Here is a 17,616-nt window from a genome sequence, read left to right on the forward strand (position 1 = left end):
TTTCGTCCTCTAGTTGCGGTAGTTCGCGTTGCCAACTACCGCAACTAGAGGACGAAACGCGGGAGGAGGGTCAGCCGGCGGCGTCGGAGATGGACTTCGCCTCGCGAGCGCCCGCCTCGAACGCTTCGCACGAGAAGAGCAGCCAAGCGCGGACGCCGTCGGGAGTCCCGCTGGAGAAGCCCGAAGCGGCTTCGAGGTACTTCGGCACACGCCGGAAGTACGCGACCTCCGGCACCGTCAGCGCCTTCGGGTCCAGCCCGGTCGCCACCGCCGAAAGCCGCGCCGCCGCCCGCGCGACGACGCCGTCCGCCGACCCGAAAGGCTTGAGCGCCAACAGTTCCCCGTGTACGACGGCGGTCAGCACCGGCCCGGGCACCGACGTCGCGCCGGTGACCAGCTGCGCCAGCAGCTCCAGCCGCGGCCCGACGTCACCGGACGACCGCGGCCGCCCCAGCGCGTCGAGATCCGTCACCAGATCCGACGCGGCGAGAACGTGCAGGCGCGCCAATGCCTGCAACGGCGCGCGCCGCCACGTCGGGAGCAGGCCTTCCAGCGCTTCCGCGACCCGCAGCGCGCCCGCCAGCACCGGATCGGTCACCTCACCGGATTCCGGCAGTTCGGGCGCGGCGCCCTCGATCCCGGCCGACGCCCGCGCCGACCGCACGGAGGCTTCGGCGGCCGTCGCGGCACCGCCGCGCAGGTTGGCGGGCAGCCGGTGGACGGCGAACACCGCGTCCTGAGCCGATTTCGCGGCCGCCGCGACCCCTTCGAGGTCCAGCAGCGGCTTCAGCGGATCCGTCACGCGTCCAGCACCTGACCCGCGCGCCGCACCACGGGCGCCTGCACCGACCACGGGAAGTTGATCCAGCGGTCCGTGTGCTTCCAGACGTACTCGCATTTGACCTCGGAGCGCGGCTTCTCGTAGACCACCGCGCAGCGCACCTCGGCGACGTGGTCGGCGCAGAAGTCGCGGACCAGCTTCAGCGTCGCGCCGGTGTCCGCGACGTCGTCGGCGACGAGCACCTTCTTCTTCGTCAGGTCGACGACGTTCGGCACCGGCGGCAGCATCACCGGCAGGTCGAGGCGCTGGTCGACGCCGGTGTAGAACTCGACGTTCATCACGTGCAGGTTCTTGACGTCCAGCGCGTAGCCGAGCGCACCCGCGACGAACAGCCCGCCGCGCGCGATCGACAGGATCAGGTCCGGCTCGAAGCCGTCGTCGGCGACGGCCTGTGCCAGATCCCTGCTGGCCGTCCCGAACAACTCCCAGGTGAGCTCTTCCCGCTCTTCGGCCATGGTGCCTCGCCTTCGTCGATCGTTCCCGCGAGCATAGGCAACGCCGTAGTGGCCTTCTCGAATGCTTCGAAACTGGCTATCCAGCAAGGCCATTGCCGGTCGTACCGTCAAGATCGTGACCGACTGGACCTCCCATGCGACCTTGACCGGCGAACGCGTCCGCCTCGAACCCCTCACCCGCGACCACGCCAAGGGCCTCTTCGCGGCGGGCTCCGACCCGGCGATCTGGACCTGGCTCAGCCTCCGGCAGCCGACGGATCTCGCCGCCGCCGAAGCGATGGTCGAAGGCATCCTCGCCGACACCGACCGCCGCGCCTGGGCGCAGATCGACGCGCGCACCGGCGAGGTCGCGGGCACGACGTCGTTCTACGCGATGAACGCGCGCCACAAGATCGTTTCCCTCGGCTACACCTGGATCGGTTCCGAATGGCAGCGGACCGGGCTCAACCGCGAGTCGAAACTCCTGTTGCTGCGCCACGCTTTCGACGACCTCGGCGCGAACCGCGTCTCGTGGGAGACCGACATCCGCAACCTCAAGTCGCAGAAGGCGATCGAGCGTCTCGGCGCACAACGGGAAGGGGTGCTGCGCGCGCATCGCGTCCGGCCGGACGGGACGGTCCGCGACACCGTCGTCTACTCCCTGACCGGACCAGAATGGCCGGCGGTCCGTACCGCTTTGTCCTCAAGCGTGTGAATGCCGCGCGCAACCACGATGCAACCTTTTACTTCGCGTCGTAACGTCGATAGCGTGCCAACGGGCGTGAAGACACGCGAAACACAGGAGGCATCGCACCATGACCGAGCAGTCGCCGGCGCTGGACAATTTGCTCACGGAGAGCAGGACCTTCCCCCCGAGTGAGGCTTTCAGCGCGCAAGCGAATGCCACCGCCGACTTCTACGCCGAAGCCGACGCCGACCGGGAAGCGTTCTGGGCCAAGCAGGCCGAGCGCCTGCACTGGGAAACGAAGTGGTCGCAGGTACTGGACTGGACCAATGCGCCGGTCGCGAAGTGGTTCGTGGGCGGGAAGCTGAACGTCGCGTACAACTGCGTCGACCGCCACGTCGATTCCGGGCACGGCGACCAGGTCGCCATCCACTGGGTCGGCGAGCCCGGCGACAGCCGTGACATCACCTACGCTCAGTTGAAGGACGACGTTTCCCGCGCGGCGAACGCCCTCGAATCCCTCGGCCTGAAGGCGGGCGACCGGGTCGCCATCCAGATGCCGATGGTGCCCGAAGCGATCGTCGCCATGCTCGCGTGTGCCCGCATCGGCGTCCTGCACAGTGTCGTCTTCGGTGGTTTTTCCCCGACAGCGCTGCGTTCGCGCGTGGACGACCAGGCGGCGCGGATCGTCATCACCACCGACGGCCAGTACCGCCGCGGCAAGGCCGCCCCGATGAAGGCCAATGTCGACGAAGCGCTCGAAGGCGCCGAATCGGTCGAGAAGGTCATCGTCGTCCGCCGCACCGGCGAAGAGGTGCCGATCACCGAAGGCCGCGACATCTGGTGGCACGAACTGGTCGACGGCCAGTCCGCGGAGCACGCGCCGCAGGCGTTCGACTCCGAGCACCCGCTCTTCATCCTCTACACCTCCGGCACCACCGGGAAGCCGAAGGGCATCCTGCACACCTCCGGCGGCTACCTGACCCAGGCCGCGTACACGCACCACAACGTCTTCGACCACAAGGCCGGCGAAGACGTCTACTGGTGCACCGCCGACATCGGCTGGATCACCGGGCACACGTACATCGTGTACGGGCCGCTGGCGAACCGGACGACGCAGGTCGTCTACGAAGGCACCCCGAACACGCCGCACGAGGGCAGGCACTGGGAGATCGTGCAGCAGCACAAGGTCTCCATCTACTACACCGCGCCCACGCTGATCCGTACGTTCATGAAGTGGGGCAACGAGATCCCGCAGAAGTACGACCTCTCGTCGCTGCGCGTGCTGGGCAGCGTCGGCGAGCCGATCAACCCCGAGGCGTGGATCTGGTACCGCGAGAACATCGGCGCGAACTCGGCGCCGATCGTGGACACCTGGTGGCAGACCGAGACCGGCGGGATCATGATCTCGCCGCTGCCGGGCGTCACCGCCACGAAACCGGGCTCCGCGCAGAAGGCGCTGCCGGGCATCTCGGCGAAGGTCGTCGACGACCAGGGCGTCGAGGTCGGCAAGGGCGGCGGCGGATACCTGGTGCTCGACAAGCCGTGGCCGGGCATGCTGCGCGGCATCTGGGGCGACGAGCAGCGTTTCCGTGAGACCTACTGGTCCCGCTTCGCCGACCAGGGCTTCTACTTCGCCGGAGACGGCGCGAAGTACGACGCCGACGGCGACGTCTGGCTGCTGGGCCGGGTCGACGACGTGATGAACGTGTCCGGGCACCGCATCTCGACCACCGAGGTCGAGTCGGCGCTGGTCTCGCACCCGACGGTCGCCGAGGCCGCCGTCGTCGGCGCGACCGACCCGACCACCGGGCAGGGCATCGTCGCGTTCGTCATCCTGCGCGGCAACGCCGTGGACGGTGGCGACGCGGCCGTCCAGGAGCTGCGCAACCACGTCGCCAAGGAGATCGGCCCGATCGCGAAGCCGCGGCAGATCCTGGTCGTGCAGGAGCTGCCGAAGACGCGGTCCGGCAAGATCATGCGCCGCCTGCTGCGCGACGTCGCGGAGAACCGCCAGGTCGGCGACGTGACGACGCTGGCCGACTCGTCGGTGATGGACCTGATCTCTTCGGGCCTGAAGTCCGGCAAGTCCGAGGAGTAACCCCACCTCAAGCGCTATGAACGGTCCGTTCCTTGCAAATTTCGCAAGGAACGGACCGTTCATAGCATCCGACACGCCTACCACACCCCGGTTCGCCTCACTCGAACGCCTGTTCTAGGATGTGCCGGGTACCACCCCATACCCGGGCAAGGAGACGACACCGACGATGACCGTGGATGCCTTGACACGCACTGACGCCGTGTCCGAAGAAGCGGCTACCGAAGCGCCCGTCGACTCGACGCCGCAGGCGGAGACGGCCGAAGCCCCGGCCGAGGCGAAGACCGAGACTCCGGAGAACCCGGAGCCCGCCGCCGAAGAGGCAGTGGCGGAGTCCCCCAAGCCCAAGCGTGGCCGCCCGAAGGTCGCCACGACGGCGAAGAAGACCCGCACCGTCGAGCTGACCCTCACGGTCACCGGCACCGCCGACGGCGAGTGGCAGGCCGAGCTCAAGAACGGCAGCAAGTGGGTCGCGAAGGGCCTGGAGATCCCGGCCGCCGCCGTGTCCCGCGCCGCCAAGGAGCTGCACGCGGACCTGTCGGGCCCGATCGACGAGGTCATCAACGCCGCCCGCGAGCTGCAGGCCGCGAAGGTGGCTCAGCTCGAAGCCGAGCTGGAGAAGGCGAAGCTGGCGCTGGCCGAGCTGGACGCCTGAGACTTTCCTCCCGACCGGGGCGGACGCTGGATATCAGTGTCCGCCCCGGTTTCTTCATTCCGCGATCGGTGGCCGCGACGGCAGTGGCGTCTTGAACTCGACCCACTGACTGTCCACAATGGCCTCGACGCTGTGCGGGACACCGCGCGGGTGGACGATCGTCCCGCCCGCTTCGAGGGTCACTTCCCGGCCGTCGAGCGTGCCTCGCAGCGAACCCGAAATCAGGTACACGATGCTGTCGTGATCGTGGCTGTGCACGGGCGAAGCGACGCCCGCCGGATAGCAGATCTCGTACGCCAGCCCGCCTTCCGCGGTCGCGAGCGTCCGGAACCGGCCCTGTCCGCCGAGCAGCGGCAGACCCTCCACTGTGGACATCGGGGTCCAGGTCATCGCACGGGCTCCATGGCAGCCGCCTCCTCGCGGTCCGGGTCACGGGCGAGCACGACACCGATGATGGTCACCACCGCGGTCACGAGCAAGTAGCCCCCGATCGCGAGCCAGGTGTCGAAACCGGCCAGCAGCGCGGTGAACAGCAGCGGCGCGGGCGCCCCGCCGATCACGCCGGCCAGCGTGTACGCCAGCGAGCTGCCGGTGTAGCGCAGGCGCGGCGAGAACTGCTCGGTGACGAGCGCGGCCTGCGGGCCGTAGAGCGCGGCGTGGATGACCAGCGCGAGCACGATCCCGATCGCCAGCATCGCGAAGGATCCGCCGCTGACCATCGGGAAGAACACGAACGGCCAGATCCCGGCGGCGATGGTCGCGAACAGGTACATCTTGCGCCGGGAGACGCGGTCCGAAAGCGCGCCGAACAGCGGCATCAGGATCAGCTGGAACGCGGAACCGATCATCACCGCGGCCAGCCCGGCACCGCGCGAGAGGTCGGTGTGCGTGGTGACGTAGGTGAGGACGAAGACGGTGAACAGCGCGTAGAGCACGTCCGGGCAGACGCGGATCAGGACGGCCGCGACGAGCGCGCGGCGTTCGGTGCGGAAGACCTCGGAGATCGGCGCCGACGAGCGTTCGCCCCGCTCCTGGATCTGCTTGAAGACCGGCGTCTCCTCCAGTTTGAGCCGGATCCACAGCCCGAACCCGACGAGCGCGCCGGACAGCAGGAACGCGATCCGCCAGCCCCAGCTGTTGAACTGGTCCTCGGTGAGCAACCCGGCCAGCACGGCGAGGACACCGTTGGCGAGCAGGTTGCCCGCGGGCGGGCCGATCTGCGCCGCCGAGGCCCAGAAACCGCGTTTGTTCGGATCGCCGAACTCACTCGACAGCAGGACGGCGCCACCCCATTCGCCGCCGATGCCGACACCCTGCGCGAACCGCAACGCCACGAGCAGCACCGCCGCGAAGCCGCCGATGGTCTCGTACGTGGGCAGGACACCGATGAGGAACGTCGCCACCCCGGTGAGCACGAGCGTCATGACCAGGATGCGCTTGCGGCCGAGCACGTCGCCGAGTCGGCCGAAGAGGAACCCGCCGAGCGGCCGGGCGAGGTAGCCGACGGCGTAGGTCGAGAACGCCGCCATCGTGCTCGCGAGCTGGTCTTCCGAGGGGAAGAAGAGATTCCCGAAGATCGTCGCGGCCGCCACCGAGTAGGCCGCGAAGTCGTACCACTCGAGCGCTGTCCCCGAGAGGCTGGCCGCGAAGGCCTTGTGCAACGAACGCCGGTCACCGGCTGGTGAGGTCATGTCCACATCCGTCCGTAGGAGGTCCGCAACCCCGCCGGGAGGGGTTGAATTGCGGATATACTCCTTGTATACAAGCTGTATGCGCAACCCCCAATCTCGGAGGACAGATGCCTGAGCTGCGTTTCACCCTTCCCGACGGCCAGGAGCGGCGGACCGAGGTCCACACGCTGCTGAACGCCGGATACGCCGGTCGCAGCCAGGAGGACGTCGCCGCCCACGTGGCCGAGCTGGCCGAACTCGGCGTCCCCGCGCCCTCGGTGATCCCGGCGCTCTACCCGGTCGCGCCGTACCTGGCGAGCCAGACCGACGAGGTCCCGGTGCAGCACGAGCGGACCTCCGGCGAGGCCGAATGGGCCCTCGTCATCACCGGCCCCGAGCCCGAGGACGTCCTCCTGACCGCCGCCTGCGACCACACCGACCGCGCGCTCGAAGCGCACGGCGTCGCGTGGAGCAAGAACGCGGGCCCCGACGTCCTCGCCGCCAAGGCGTGGCGGCTCGTGGACGTCGAGGACCGGCTGGACGAGCTCACGCTGTCCGCCTGGGCCGGGGAAACCCTGATCCAGCAAGGGAAACTCGCGGAACTGCTGCCGCCGTCGTACTGGCTGGACGTGCTGCGCGAACGTGACCTCTACGCCCCGGGCACCGTGCTGATCTCCGGAACCATCCCGATGGTGCACGGCGTCGACCAGTTCGCCGGCTCCTGGCGCGTCGAACTGGGCGACCCCGCGACCGGCGAGACGATCGAGCTCGCCTACTCGGTGCGGCGGCTGCCCGAACCGATCGGCTGAAGCAGCTCGCCCAGGAAGGCGCGGTATTCGCCCTTCATCGGCAACTCTCGGTCGACGCGGACGCGGCGGCGGGTCGCGGAGACCTCGACCTCCCGCACCGGATCGAACCCGATGCGCTCGTAGGACTCCCAGTACAGCCCGACGCCGCGGCGCTGCCAGGCGGGGACTTCGGCGAAATTGACGCCGTGCGCGAAGAGCAGTTCGTTTTTCTCGGAGACGCCGGTGCCTTCGAGAGCCGCTCCGGCCTCACTCGCCGACTTCCCCGCCTTGCGCAGGATCCAGTAGCACCAGCCGTTGAGCGCGCAGCGGGCCGCGTCCGCCTGCCGCCAGGAGAAGTAGTCGACGACGTCGTCCGCCGTCGTGCCGAGCCAGACCCTGCCGTCGAAGTGCGCGGGCACCCCGGCCGCGTGGGTGAACGCGGCCGACGCGACCCCGGCGGAGATCGACACGAGCTTCTCCACGCCCCGGCCGAACAGGCCGGCGGCGGGAGGCAGCACGAGGGAGATCTCGTCGCTTTCCGTGTACACGTAAGGCGAAGCGAACTCCGCCATCAACGCGCTCGCCGCCTCGGTCATGCAGTCGGCGAACCGGGGATCGAACGGTTTCTCGAACCGCGCTTCGGTGAACTTGGAGAAACCCCGGCCGTCGACGCGGAGCACCGTCCACGCTCCCGGCGGCACGGTCAGCCCGTGGAACCACTCGCGTTCCCGTTGCCGTGCCTCGAAATCACCGGCGTCCATGGTTCACCCCCGCTCCATGACGAAACCGCCCTCACCGTCGAAGCCGACGGTGTACAGCTCGTCGAAACCGTCTTCGGCGCTCGGGCGCCGCAGCCGCTTGAGAGTCGCATACAGACCGACGTCGGGCACCCGGGTTTTGCCGCTCCGCCGCGCGTTGCGCTCTTGGGAACCTTCGAGATCCGGCGGGAACCAGTACCCCGAGACGCGCGCGCCGTGCCGTCTCGCGACCTCGATCAGCGGCGCCCACTCCTCCGGCGACGGGTTGGTGTTGTCCACGACCACCGAACGGCCTTCTTCGAGCGCCTCGGCCAGCATCCGCAGCTGGCGCGACTGGCGTCGTGCGGCGTTCGGGAAGTGGTCCTTGCTGAGGTGGACGTGCGTGTCCGCGAACACCCGCCGGAAGAACGTCGACTTCCCGGACGCCTGCAACCCGATCAGGATCACCACCTCTGCCATGTCCGCAATGTATCCCACGACTTAGGTAAGGCAATATTGAATAAGGATCGCCTCAATTGACCGAATCGGTTTCCACTCGCCTCGCGCCGTTTTCCGTGTTTCACTGAAACGGTGACCGAGACGGTATCGACCGAACATCCCCACGAACCGCACGCGGATCTGGGCGGCAAACTGAACTGGTTGCGCGCCGGGGTACTCGGCGCGAACGACGGGATCGTGTCGGTGGCGGGCATCGTCGTCGGCGTCGCGGGCGCGACCACCGACTCCACCACGATCGCCACCGCGGGAATCGCGGGGCTCGTCGCGGGCGCGCTTTCGATGGCGGGCGGCGAATACGTCTCCGTGAGCACTCAGCGCGACACCGAACGCGCACAGTTGCGGCTGGAAAAGCGTGAACTTAAAGAGATGCCGGAAGCCGAAGAACGAGAACTCGCGGAAATCTACGAAGGCAAGGGCCTTTCCCCGGAACTGGCCGCCGAGGTCGCCCGGGAACTGACCGAAAAGGACGCGCTGCAGGCGCACGCCGAGGCCGAACTCGGCATCGATCCGGACAATCTGACCAGCCCGTGGCAGGCGGCGTGGGCCTCGCTGGTCGCGTTCACCGTCGGCGCGCTGCTGCCGTTGCTGGCGATCGTGTGGACGTCGACCTCGGCACGGGTCTGGGCGTGCGCGGCGGCCGTCGTGGTCGGGCTGGCGCTGACCGGGTTCATCAGCGCGAAACTCGGCGACGCCCGGGCCGGCCGCGCGATCGCGCGGAACGTCGGCGTGGGCGCGCTGACGATGCTGGTGACGTACTACGTCGGCGTGCTGTTCGGGACCACCGTGGCATAGGCGTAACTCGCGTGATCAGAGGCGTAACTCGCGTGTTTGGAGGCGTAACTCGTGAGTTACGCCTCCAAACACGTGAGTTACGCCTTCGATCACGCGAGTTACGGATAGCGAAAGGGCCCCTCACCGCTTCCTACGCGGTGAAGGGCCCTTTCAGCACCTCCGAGGGTCGCTCGTCAGCGCGGGAAGAAGTGCGTCAGTGAACGCCCTTCATCAGCTTGCGGATCATCGGCGTCGCCAGCAGGAGCGCCACGCCGACCACGATGGCCACGCCGCCGACGATGCTGAAGTACGGCGCTTCGTCGTCCACCGTGTAGTACTCGGCGAGCTTCCCGGACATCGCCGTGCCGAGCGAGATCGACAGGAAGTTCAGTGCCACCATCTGCGTCCGGAACGCCTCCGGCGCGAGTTTGGTCGACAGCGAGAGGCCGACCGGCGAAAGCATCAGTTCCGCCATGGTGAACACGAACAGGATGCCGGCCAGCGCGAGCAGCGGGCTCGCGTTCTTGCCGCTGCCGACCATCGGGAGGAACAGCAGGAACGCCACGCCCATGGTGACCGTGCCGAGCACGAACTTGATCGGCGAGGACGGCTGCCGCGAGCCGAGTTTCGTCCAGATCGCCGCGATCACCGGTGCGAACAGGATGATGAACACGGGGTTGATCGAGTTGACCCACGCGACCGGCATCTCCCAGCCGAAGATCGTCCGGTTCAGCCGCTCGTCGGTGTAGGCCGCGACCACGGTGAACTGCTGCTGGTACAGCGAGAAGAACGCGGCGCTCGCGATGAACATCGGGATGAACGAGTACACCCGGCTGCGTTCGTCGGAGGTGATCTTCTTGCTGCTGATGATCACCACGAAGTAGATCACCGAGATGACCGCGACGGCCCAGACGACGACGTCGACCAGGTTGCCGGGGTTGATCACGCCGAACACCACGAGCAGCACGATCGCCGCGACACCCACCGCGGTGCCGCCGAAGACCAGCGGCCGCTGCGACGCGGGCAGCGGGTTGGGGATCTCGCTCGCCTTCTCGCCGAGGTTCTTGCGGCCGATCGTGTACTGGGTCAGGCCGAGCGCCATCCCGAACGCGGCGAGCCCGAAGCCGACGTGGAAGCCGATCTCGCTCTGCGCGAGGCCGGTCAGCAGCGGCCCGACGAAACCGCCGATGTTCACGCCCATGTAGAAGATGGTGAAACCGCCGTCGCGGCGCTCGTCGCCGTCGGCGTACAGCGTGCCGACGATGGCCGTGGCGTTGGATTTCAGCCCGCCACTGCCGACGGCCACGCACACGAGGCCGACGCCGATGCCCGCCAGCCCCGGCAGCACGGCGAGGCTGATGTGCCCGATCATGATCAGGATCGCGCTGTAGAACAGCGTCCGTTCGGAGCCGAGCACGCGGTCCGCGACCCAGGCGCCGATCACCGCCGACAGGTAGACCATGCCGCCGTACGCGCCGACGATGCCGAGCGCGGAGGCCTTCGGCAGCGCGAGGCCGCCCTGACTGACTTCGTAGTAGAGGTAGATGGGGAGGATGCCGAGCATCCCGTAGTACGAGAAACGCTCCCACATCTCGACGCCGAAGAGGTTCGCCAGCCCTCGTGGGTGCCCGAAGAACCTCGTGTCTTGCTGGACCTCGGTAGAGGTACTCACCATGCCGTCCTTATCGAAGACATCGTTGTCGGTTTTCAGTTGACATGCTAGAAGCCCACCATGTGGACGGGACACCGACGTCCGCATGGATCTTGTGGTCGCTGTCATGAACGCGAGATTTCCGCAGCTCCAGGCGTTAAAATGACGTCAAGGTGCGCCGGGAAGTCTGGTCGGCAACAGTATTCGTCGTCGCCGAAACCGGAGGTCACCTTGTCCGGACCGAACCGTCCCGCGAAAGCCGTCGCCGAGTTCGCCCGCTATCTCCGCACGGAGACCACCGGCGGAATGATCCTGCTCGGCGCCACCGCGATCGCCCTGTTGTGGGCGAATTCGCCCATCGACGACAGTTACCGCGCCATCCGCGATTTCCGGCTCGGTCCCGAATTCCTGCATCTGAATCTGACGATCGGCGACTGGGCGAAAGACGGCCTGCTCGCGTTGTTCTTCTTCGTCGCGGGGCTCGAACTCAAACGCGAACTCGTGGTCGGTGAACTCTCCCGGTTCAAACAGGCGATCCTGCCGGTGGTCGCCGCGGTCGGCGGCATGATCGTGCCGGCGCTGGTCGCGCTGTCCGTCGGCTGGGGCACCCCGGGCATCGAACGCGCGTGGGCCATCCCGGTCGCCACGGACATCGCGTTCGCCTTGGGCGTGCTCGCCCTGACCGCGTCGAACCTGCCGAGCAGCGCGAGGGTCTTCCTGCTGTCGCTCGCGGTGGTCGACGACCTCGGCGCGATCCTCCTCATCGCGATCCTGTTCACCGCGAAGTTCGACCTCGTCGCCGCGGGTGTCGCCGTCGTCGCTCTCGCGCTGTACGCCTACCTCCAGCACCGCCGCGTCCGCAGCGCCTGGATCTACGTGCCGCTGGCCTTGATCACCTGGATCGCGGTGCACTCGGCGGGCATCCACGCCACGATCGCCGGTGTCGCCCTCGGCCTGCTGACCCGTGTCCGCGCCGACGAAGGCGAGGAGCACGCGCCCGCCATCCGGCTCGAACACCGGTTGCAGCCGTGGTCGGCCGCGGTCGCGGTGCCGTTGTTCGCGCTGTTCGCGGCCGGGATCACCGTGGACGGCGAATCGCTCAGCGCGGTGTTCACCACCGCGTTGCCGCTGGCCGTGCTCGTCGGGCTCGTCGGCGGGAAGCTCATCGGGATCTTCGGCGCCAGCCTGCTCGCCGTGAAGTTCAAGCTCGCGGAGAAACCCAGGGGTATGGGCTGGCGGGACATCGGGGCGCTGTCGATGCTCGGCGGCGTCGGGTTCACGGTGAGCCTGCTGATCGCCGATCTCGCGCTCGACGGGGAGGCCGTCGAGCTGGCGAAGGCGGCGGTGCTGATCGCCTCGGCCATCGCCTCGCTTTCGGCCGCCGCGATGCTGCTGCACCGCAGCCGCGTGCACGCGCGCGAAGATTGAGAATGCGACACTCGCCGGTCCGCCGCGCCCGTGATCGGGGCACGTGGCACGATGACCGGTGTGAGCAGCCCCAAGCACGAACGTACCGGCCCCGACGGCGTGGGGGCCGTGCCCTACCTCCCCCTGTCGAGCGATGACGACGTGGTAGCGAGCGAGCAGTCCCTCGGGAAACTCGTCGGCGATGCCACACAGCACGTCTCGACGCTGATCCGCGCCGAGGTCGAGCTGGCCAAATCCGAGGTCGTCGCGGAGGCGAAGAAGGGCCTGAAGGGCGCCATCTTCTTCCTGGTCGCGCTGGTCGTCGGGCTGTACAGCTCGTTCTTCTTCTTTTTCTTCCTCGGCGAGCTGCTGTCGGAGTGGCTGATGCGCTGGGCGGCGTTCGCGATCGTGTTCGGGCTGATGCTCGCCACGACGGCGGTCGCGGGCTTCCTCGGCTACCGCAAGGTGAAGAAGATCAAGGCGCCCGAGCGCACGATCAACAGCTTCAAGGACACCGCCGCCGCGTTCAAGCCGCGTCATGACGACGCGCCCGCGGACCGCGACTGAGAAATCTTCGAGTCGGTGCAGGCGACACCGGATCCGTCGATCGTCCGGATCGACGGTCCGTGGACCCATCGTGACGTCTCGGCGAACGGCATCCGGCTGCACGTCGCCGAGCTCGGCGACGGGCCGCTGGTCGTGCTGCTGCACGGGTTCGCCGAGTTCTGGTGGGCCTGGCGGCACCAGCTGACCGCGCTCGCCGACGCCGGTTTCCGCGCGGTCGCGGTGGATCTGCGCGGCTACGGCGACTCCGACAAACCCCCGCGCGGCTACGACGCCTGGACCCTCGCGGGCGACGTCGGCGGGCTGATCAAGTCGCTCGGCGCGCGCAAGGGCCATCTCGTCGGGCATGCCTGGGGCGGCATGCTCGCGTGGACGGTCGGCGCGCTGCACCCGCGGCTGGTGGCGTCGGTCAGCGTGCTGGGCGGCGCGCATCCGCTGGCGTTGCGCCGCGCCGTCCGGCGGCCGGGCCAGCTGCGGGCTTCGGGACACCTGCTTCGCTTCCAGGTACCGATGGCGCCGGAAAAATGGCTGGTCAAGGACGACGCGCTCGCCGTCGAAGAGCTGTTCCGCGCCTGGTCCGGTCCACAGTGGACGGAGACCTCCGACTTCGCCGAGTCGGTGCGGACGTTCCGGCAGGCGATGCTGGTGCCGGGAGTGCCGCACAGCGCGCTCGAGTACTACCGATGGGCGTTCCGCGCGCAGTTCCGCGGTGAAGGCCGCCGGTTCAGCGAAGCGCTGCGAGGCCGCTTCGCTCCCCGAGTGCTGCAACTGCACGGCGAGGAGGACCGGTGCGTCCTGCCCGACACCGCGGCGGCGTCGCGGCGCTGGGCCCCGGACGCCCGTCTCGAACGCTGGCCGGGCATCGGGCACTTCCCGCATCTGGAGGCCCCGGAGCGCACGTCGGCCGCGCTGCTGGACTTCTTCCGTATCTTGGAAGCATGACCGAACGCAAACCGACGGGCGTGACGTTCGAGTCCTGGGTGGACAGGCAGGTCAGCGCCGCGGAGGCGAGGGGCGAGTTCGAAGACCTCCCCGGCGCGGGGAAGCCGCTGCCGAAGACCGACGGCAAGGACACCGCGCTGGCCTGGGTGGTGAACAAGGTCCGCGCCGAGGGGCACGACGTTTCGGCGCTGCTGCCGCCTTCGCTGGCGATCGCGAAGGAGCTCGACGATCTGCCGGACACCTTGGCTCGTGTACGTCGTGAGGCGCGGGTGCGGGAGATCGTGGAGGACCTGAACGAACGGATCCGCGCCGAGCACCGGCGTCCGGCCGGCGGTCCGGTGCTGCGGGCACGGCCGCTCGATGTGGAAGAGACGGTCGCTTCGTGGCGCGAAGGCCTCTCTCCGTCCGCCTGACCCACCTCCCGCGCGTGCTATGAACGGTCCGTTCCTTGCAAAATTTGCAAGGAACGGACCGTTCATAGCACCGGCTGGTGAGTGAGTGGGCTAGTTGGCGCAAGGCCCGGTCGACGTGTTCGCGCTCAGCGCCGGAGCCGTCTCCACCACCGGCCGCACCTGCTCCGAAGTCAGCGTGAAACCCGTCTCCGGATCCTCGACGGCCGCGCCGAACACGACCCCGATGACCTCGCCCTCGGGGTTGATCATCGGCCCGCCCGAGTTCCCGCTCCGCACCTGCCCGCGCACGGTGAACACGTCCCGCTGCACGGTGTTGGCCTCGTAGATGTCCGGTCCGCGCAGGTTGATCCGGCCGCGCACTCTGGCGGGCGTCGCGGTGTACGGGCCGTCGAGCGGGTAGCCGAGCACGATCGCGTTGTCGCCCGCCCGCGCGACCCGCGGCGTGAACGGGAGCACCGGCGCTTGCAGCCGCGGCACCGCGAGCACGGCCACGTCGGCCTCGGGGTCGAAGTAGACGACCCTGGCCGGGAACTTGCCCGAGGTCGACTCGATGGCGACCTCGTCGGTGCCCGCGACGACGTGCGCGTTCGTCATCACGCGCTGCGGCGCGACGACGAATCCGCTGCCCTCCAGCGCCCGCGAGCACGAAGTCGCGTTGCCGCGGATCTTCACCACACTGCGGTGCACCTGTTTGACGATCGCGCTCGCCTGCAGCGCGGTGTCCGGCGGGCTGGTGTCCTCGACGTTCGGCTTCTGGAACGGGTCCACAATGGACGGGAAGCCGGACGCGTCCAGCAGTTTGCGCAGTTCGCTCGGGAAGCCCTGCGCCGCTTCGGGCATGACGTCGTTCACTTCGCCGAGCACGACCGAGCTGTTGATCGCCTTCGCCAGCCCCGGCACACCCGAAACGGCCGTCAGCGGCGTCGCGATCAGCCACGCGACCACGAACACGACGGCGGCCTGCACCACCGCGCCGAGCGTCTTGTCGACGCCGGAAAGCTTGTCCGGGTTGATCTTCTGCCGCAGTTTCCGGCCGGCCCAGACCCCGAGGGTCTCCCCGAGCGCGACGAGGAACACCACGGTGGCCACCGCGAAGGCGACCTTCGCCGCCGGATGCTCGAAGAGCTCGACGACCAGCGGCGCGATCTTGATCCCGGCGAGCGCGCCGAGCACCACCCCGACCAGCGAGGGAAGGGCGATGATCACCCCTTGGAACGCGCCGGACACGCCCGCCAGCAGCGCGAGGAGGATCACCAGTACGTCGACCCAGTTCACCGGCGCCTACTCCTTCTCCGGCACTTGCCGCCCGTCGACCCGCGCCTGATGTTCGGCCAACGCTACGTCAAGCTCCCGGACGTCGCCGTGGTCCCAGTCCCGTTCCCAGCCGCCGAGCGACAACGTCATCGCCAGCAGGCCGCCGGTGAACCCCCAGACGAACATCCCGCCGACGTCGAACGCGGGGCCCCTCCAGTCGTAGCCCGCGCGTTGGACCTGGAACCGGTTGGCCGGGTCGGTGAGCTCGGCGATCGGCACCCTGGCCACCGCCGCCGTCTCGCCGGGGTCCACGGCGTGCACCGGCGACGGCGTCCGCCAGTAGGCGAGCACCGGCGTCACGGCGAAGCTCGACACAGGCACGAAAAGTTCCGGGAAGATCGCCACCGGCAGCACACCCGCGGGTTCGACGCCGGTCTCCTCCTCCGCTTCGCGCAACGCGGTGCCGACCGGCCCGCCGTCGTCGGGTTCGGCGCCACCGCCGGGGAAACTGACCTGGCCCGCGTGCGAGCCGAGCGTGTCGGCGCGGCGCTGAAGCAGGACGTCGGGCCCCTGCGGGCCCTCGCCGAAGAGCATCAGGACGGAAGCGGACCGGTAGGTGGCGTCCCGCGGCACGCTGAACCGGCTGAACGCGTCCGCGCCGATCTCGCCGCTGATCTTGACCAGCGGCTGCAACCAGGAGGGCACGGCGTCGGGATCCACGAGGGGGCCGGTCATGGTGTCCCTTCCACAGCGGCGCGCACCTGGTCAGTGTTCAGGAAGACGCGTGGGTTCTCGATGAGCCGGACGTCGCCACCCGCCGTGACCAGGTACGTCGCCGGGAGGGAGGAAGGGACCTTCAGTGCCGTCCGCACCGGACCCGACTGTCCGTCACCGTCGAACACGGACGGCAGCCGGACACCGAGTTCGGCCAGCAGGGCCAACCCGTCGGCCCCGGAGCTCGCGACCTGAACGAGGAGCACGCGCGCGGCACCGGGCGACGCGGCGTACTCCTGGAGCAACGGCAGCTCGGCACGGCACGGCTCGCACCACGACGCCCACAGGTTGACCAGCACGGGCCCGCCCGAGACCACCTTGGCGAGGTCGACCCGGGAGCCGTCGCCGAGGCATTCGACGTCGACTCCGCGCAGCTTCGCCACCTCACCGAGCCCAGGCGGCGGGCACGGCGCCAGCGCGGCCTTCGCACGCGCGGCCGCGAGATCCCCCGACGTCTTGGCGGGCGCCTGGCCGTCCCGCGTCGTGAGCAGCGCGACGATCAGGGCCACCACGAGCACCGCGGCACCGAGGGCCAGCTTGGTGACCCTGGTCACCGGCGGGCCGCCAGTTCCAGGATGTGCTCGCGCTCCTCGCCCTTGACCAGCTTGGCGGCCTCCTCGAACCCCGTCGGGCCGATTCCGTACGAGGGGCACATCTTGGCCAGCGGGCAGGCACCACAGGCTGGTTTACGGGCATGGCACACGCGACGGCCGTGGAAGATCGTCCGGTGCGAGAGGAGCGTCCACTCCTTGCGCGGGATCAGCTCGCCGACGGCGTGCTCGACCTTGACCGGGTCCTCCTCCTCGGTCCAGCCCCAGCGGCGGACCAGACGGCCGAAATGGGTGTCGACGGTGATCCCGGGGACCCCGAAGGCGTCGCCGAGCACGACGTTGGCCGTCTTGCGGCCGACCCCCGGCAGGGTGACGAGGTCCTTCAGCTTGCCGGGCACTTCGCCGTCGTAGCGCTCCACCAGCGCGGCGCCCAGGCCCATCACCGAGTTCGCCTTGGCGCGGAAGAACCCCGTCGGCCGGAGGTACTCCTCGAGTTCGGCGCGGTCGGCGCCGGCGTAATCGGCGGCCGTCCGAAAACGGGCGAAGAGCGCGGGCGTGACCTGATTCACGCGGACGTCGGTGGTCTGCGCCGACAGCACGACCGCGACCAGCAATTCGAGTGGAGTGGTGAAGTCAAGCTCACAGTGCGCGTCCGGGAACTCGTCGTCGAGGCAACGCTTCATCCGCCTGGCGCGTCTCACCAATGCGAGCCGGCTTTCACCCTTGCCCCCCGCGCGGGGGGCATTGGCAGGGGCAGGAGGCACCCCGATAGCCTACGGGCGCCATCGGACGAGCCAGTGGGAGCATCCCGCCGGTCGACGGCCGACACGCCAGAGCACCACCTCGGCGCTTCGATCGAGGA

General features: G+C 68.8%; 20 protein-coding genes. 9 read left to right on the plus strand and 11 right to left on the minus strand.

Features of this window, described 5'->3' with window-relative positions; genetic code table 11:
- Positions 1 to 70: 70 nt before the first annotated feature.
- Together ACOCEP_RS08570 and ACOCEP_RS08575 are read right to left on the minus strand one after the other, a co-directional pair.
- A complete protein-coding gene (locus tag ACOCEP_RS08570; protein WP_482336749.1) occupies positions 71 to 802 on the minus strand; it encodes a Fic family protein in 732 nt (243 codons plus the stop codon).
- Positions 799 to 1,296: a phosphoribosyltransferase gene (locus ACOCEP_RS08575; RefSeq protein ID WP_007028464.1), complete on the minus strand. Its 498-nt coding sequence runs from the start codon at positions 1,294 to 1,296 to the stop codon at positions 799 to 801. The genes ACOCEP_RS08570 and ACOCEP_RS08575 overlap by 4 nt, the downstream gene beginning before the upstream one ends.
- Positions 1,297 to 1,411: 115 nt before the next feature.
- On the opposite strand from ACOCEP_RS08575, the gene ACOCEP_RS08580 reads away from it, so the two are divergent.
- The 3 genes from ACOCEP_RS08580 to ACOCEP_RS08590 all read left to right on the plus strand — a co-directional run bounded on the left by ACOCEP_RS08580 (position 1,412) and on the right by ACOCEP_RS08590 (position 4,713).
- Positions 1,412 to 1,990, plus strand: a complete 579-nt coding sequence (locus ACOCEP_RS08580) for a GNAT family N-acetyltransferase (RefSeq protein WP_482336751.1) — start codon at positions 1,412 to 1,414, stop codon at positions 1,988 to 1,990.
- A gap of 100 nt (positions 1,991 to 2,090) precedes the next feature.
- The gene (acs, locus tag ACOCEP_RS08585) at positions 2,091 to 4,061 is read left to right on the plus strand and encodes an acetate--CoA ligase (RefSeq protein WP_482336752.1); all 1,971 of its coding nucleotides are present in this window, start codon (positions 2,091 to 2,093) and stop codon (positions 4,059 to 4,061) included.
- Between the two features lie 166 nt (positions 4,062 to 4,227).
- Positions 4,228 to 4,713, plus strand: coding sequence for a DUF6319 family protein (locus ACOCEP_RS08590; protein ID WP_192744012.1), 486 nt, complete (start codon positions 4,228 to 4,230; stop codon positions 4,711 to 4,713).
- A 54-nt stretch (positions 4,714 to 4,767) separates the two neighbouring features.
- Here ACOCEP_RS08590 and ACOCEP_RS08595 read toward each other — a convergent pair whose 3' ends face one another.
- Together ACOCEP_RS08595 and ACOCEP_RS08600 are read right to left on the minus strand one after the other, a co-directional pair.
- Entirely contained in the window at positions 4,768 to 5,103 is a 336-nt protein-coding gene (locus tag ACOCEP_RS08595) for a cupin domain-containing protein (RefSeq protein WP_482336754.1), read from the minus strand.
- Complete coding sequence (locus ACOCEP_RS08600; protein ID WP_482336755.1) at positions 5,100 to 6,404, minus strand: MFS transporter; 1,305 nt, start codon at positions 6,402 to 6,404, stop codon at positions 5,100 to 5,102. Before ACOCEP_RS08600 ends, ACOCEP_RS08595 begins: the two co-directional genes overlap by 4 nt.
- Before the next feature lie 107 nt (positions 6,405 to 6,511).
- Here ACOCEP_RS08600 and ACOCEP_RS08605 point away from each other — a divergent pair, with 107 nt between their 5' ends.
- Positions 6,512 to 7,192 carry a DUF2848 domain-containing protein gene (locus ACOCEP_RS08605; RefSeq protein WP_482336756.1) on the plus strand — a complete coding sequence of 227 codons (681 nt, stop codon included), beginning with the start codon at positions 6,512 to 6,514 and terminating at the stop codon, positions 7,190 to 7,192.
- Here the strand turns inward: ACOCEP_RS08605 and ACOCEP_RS08610 are convergent.
- On the minus strand, positions 7,156 to 7,932 hold the full coding sequence (locus tag ACOCEP_RS08610) for a tRNA(His) guanylyltransferase Thg1 family protein (RefSeq protein ID WP_482336757.1): 777 nt from the start codon (positions 7,930 to 7,932) through the stop codon (positions 7,156 to 7,158). The two genes, ACOCEP_RS08605 and ACOCEP_RS08610, sit on opposite strands and share 37 nt — an antisense overlap.
- A gap of 3 nt (positions 7,933 to 7,935) precedes the next feature.
- Entirely contained in the window at positions 7,936 to 8,388 is a 453-nt protein-coding gene (locus ACOCEP_RS08615; RefSeq protein ID WP_482336758.1) for an AAA family ATPase, read from the minus strand.
- A 111-nt stretch (positions 8,389 to 8,499) separates the two neighbouring features.
- Between ACOCEP_RS08615 and ACOCEP_RS08620 the strand changes: the two genes are divergently transcribed.
- Positions 8,500 to 9,219 (plus strand): VIT1/CCC1 transporter family protein, encoded by a 720-nt coding sequence (locus tag ACOCEP_RS08620; protein ID WP_482336759.1) that lies wholly within the window; start codon positions 8,500 to 8,502, stop codon positions 9,217 to 9,219.
- Between the two features lie 193 nt (positions 9,220 to 9,412).
- Here the strand turns inward: ACOCEP_RS08620 and ACOCEP_RS08625 are convergent, their stop codons facing one another.
- Positions 9,413 to 10,873 carry a peptide MFS transporter gene (locus tag ACOCEP_RS08625; protein WP_482336760.1) on the minus strand — a complete coding sequence of 487 codons (1,461 nt, stop codon included), beginning with the start codon at positions 10,871 to 10,873 and terminating at the stop codon, positions 9,413 to 9,415.
- A gap of 207 nt (positions 10,874 to 11,080) precedes the next feature.
- Here ACOCEP_RS08625 and nhaA point away from each other — a divergent pair, with 207 nt between their 5' ends.
- The 4 genes from nhaA to ACOCEP_RS08645 are packed head-to-tail and all read left to right on the plus strand — an operon-like array spanning position 11,081 to position 14,175.
- Positions 11,081 to 12,277, plus strand: a complete 1,197-nt coding sequence (gene nhaA / locus ACOCEP_RS08630; RefSeq protein WP_482336761.1) for a Na+/H+ antiporter NhaA — start codon at positions 11,081 to 11,083, stop codon at positions 12,275 to 12,277.
- Between the two features lie 51 nt (positions 12,278 to 12,328).
- Entirely contained in the window at positions 12,329 to 12,823 is a 495-nt protein-coding gene (locus ACOCEP_RS08635; RefSeq protein WP_016337874.1) for a phage holin family protein, read from the plus strand.
- 15 nt (positions 12,824 to 12,838) lie between these two features.
- A complete protein-coding gene (locus ACOCEP_RS08640; protein ID WP_482336764.1) occupies positions 12,839 to 13,762 on the plus strand; it encodes an alpha/beta fold hydrolase in 924 nt (307 codons plus the stop codon).
- Positions 13,759 to 14,175 (plus strand): DnaJ family domain-containing protein, encoded by a 417-nt coding sequence (locus tag ACOCEP_RS08645; RefSeq protein ID WP_482336766.1) that lies wholly within the window; start codon positions 13,759 to 13,761, stop codon positions 14,173 to 14,175. The genes ACOCEP_RS08640 and ACOCEP_RS08645 overlap by 4 nt, the downstream gene beginning before the upstream one ends.
- A 90-nt stretch (positions 14,176 to 14,265) precedes the next feature.
- Here ACOCEP_RS08645 and ACOCEP_RS08650 read toward each other — a convergent pair whose 3' ends face one another.
- The 4 genes from ACOCEP_RS08650 to nth are packed head-to-tail and all read right to left on the minus strand — an operon-like array spanning position 14,266 to position 17,437.
- Positions 14,266 to 15,450 (minus strand): MarP family serine protease, encoded by a 1,185-nt coding sequence (locus ACOCEP_RS08650; protein WP_482336768.1) that lies wholly within the window; start codon positions 15,448 to 15,450, stop codon positions 14,266 to 14,268.
- A gap of 6 nt (positions 15,451 to 15,456) precedes the next feature.
- A complete protein-coding gene (locus tag ACOCEP_RS08655) occupies positions 15,457 to 16,164 on the minus strand; it encodes an NUDIX hydrolase (RefSeq protein ID WP_482336770.1) in 708 nt (235 codons plus the stop codon).
- On the minus strand, positions 16,161 to 16,757 hold the full coding sequence (locus ACOCEP_RS08660; RefSeq protein ID WP_482336772.1) for a TlpA family protein disulfide reductase: 597 nt from the start codon (positions 16,755 to 16,757) through the stop codon (positions 16,161 to 16,163). Before ACOCEP_RS08660 ends, ACOCEP_RS08655 begins: the two co-directional genes overlap by 4 nt.
- A complete protein-coding gene (gene nth, locus ACOCEP_RS08665; RefSeq protein WP_482336773.1) occupies positions 16,754 to 17,437 on the minus strand; it encodes an endonuclease III in 684 nt (227 codons plus the stop codon). The genes ACOCEP_RS08660 and nth overlap by 4 nt, the downstream gene beginning before the upstream one ends.
- Positions 17,438 to 17,616: the final 179 nt, after the last annotated feature.

The organism is Amycolatopsis sp. CA-211722 (assembly GCF_056828465.1).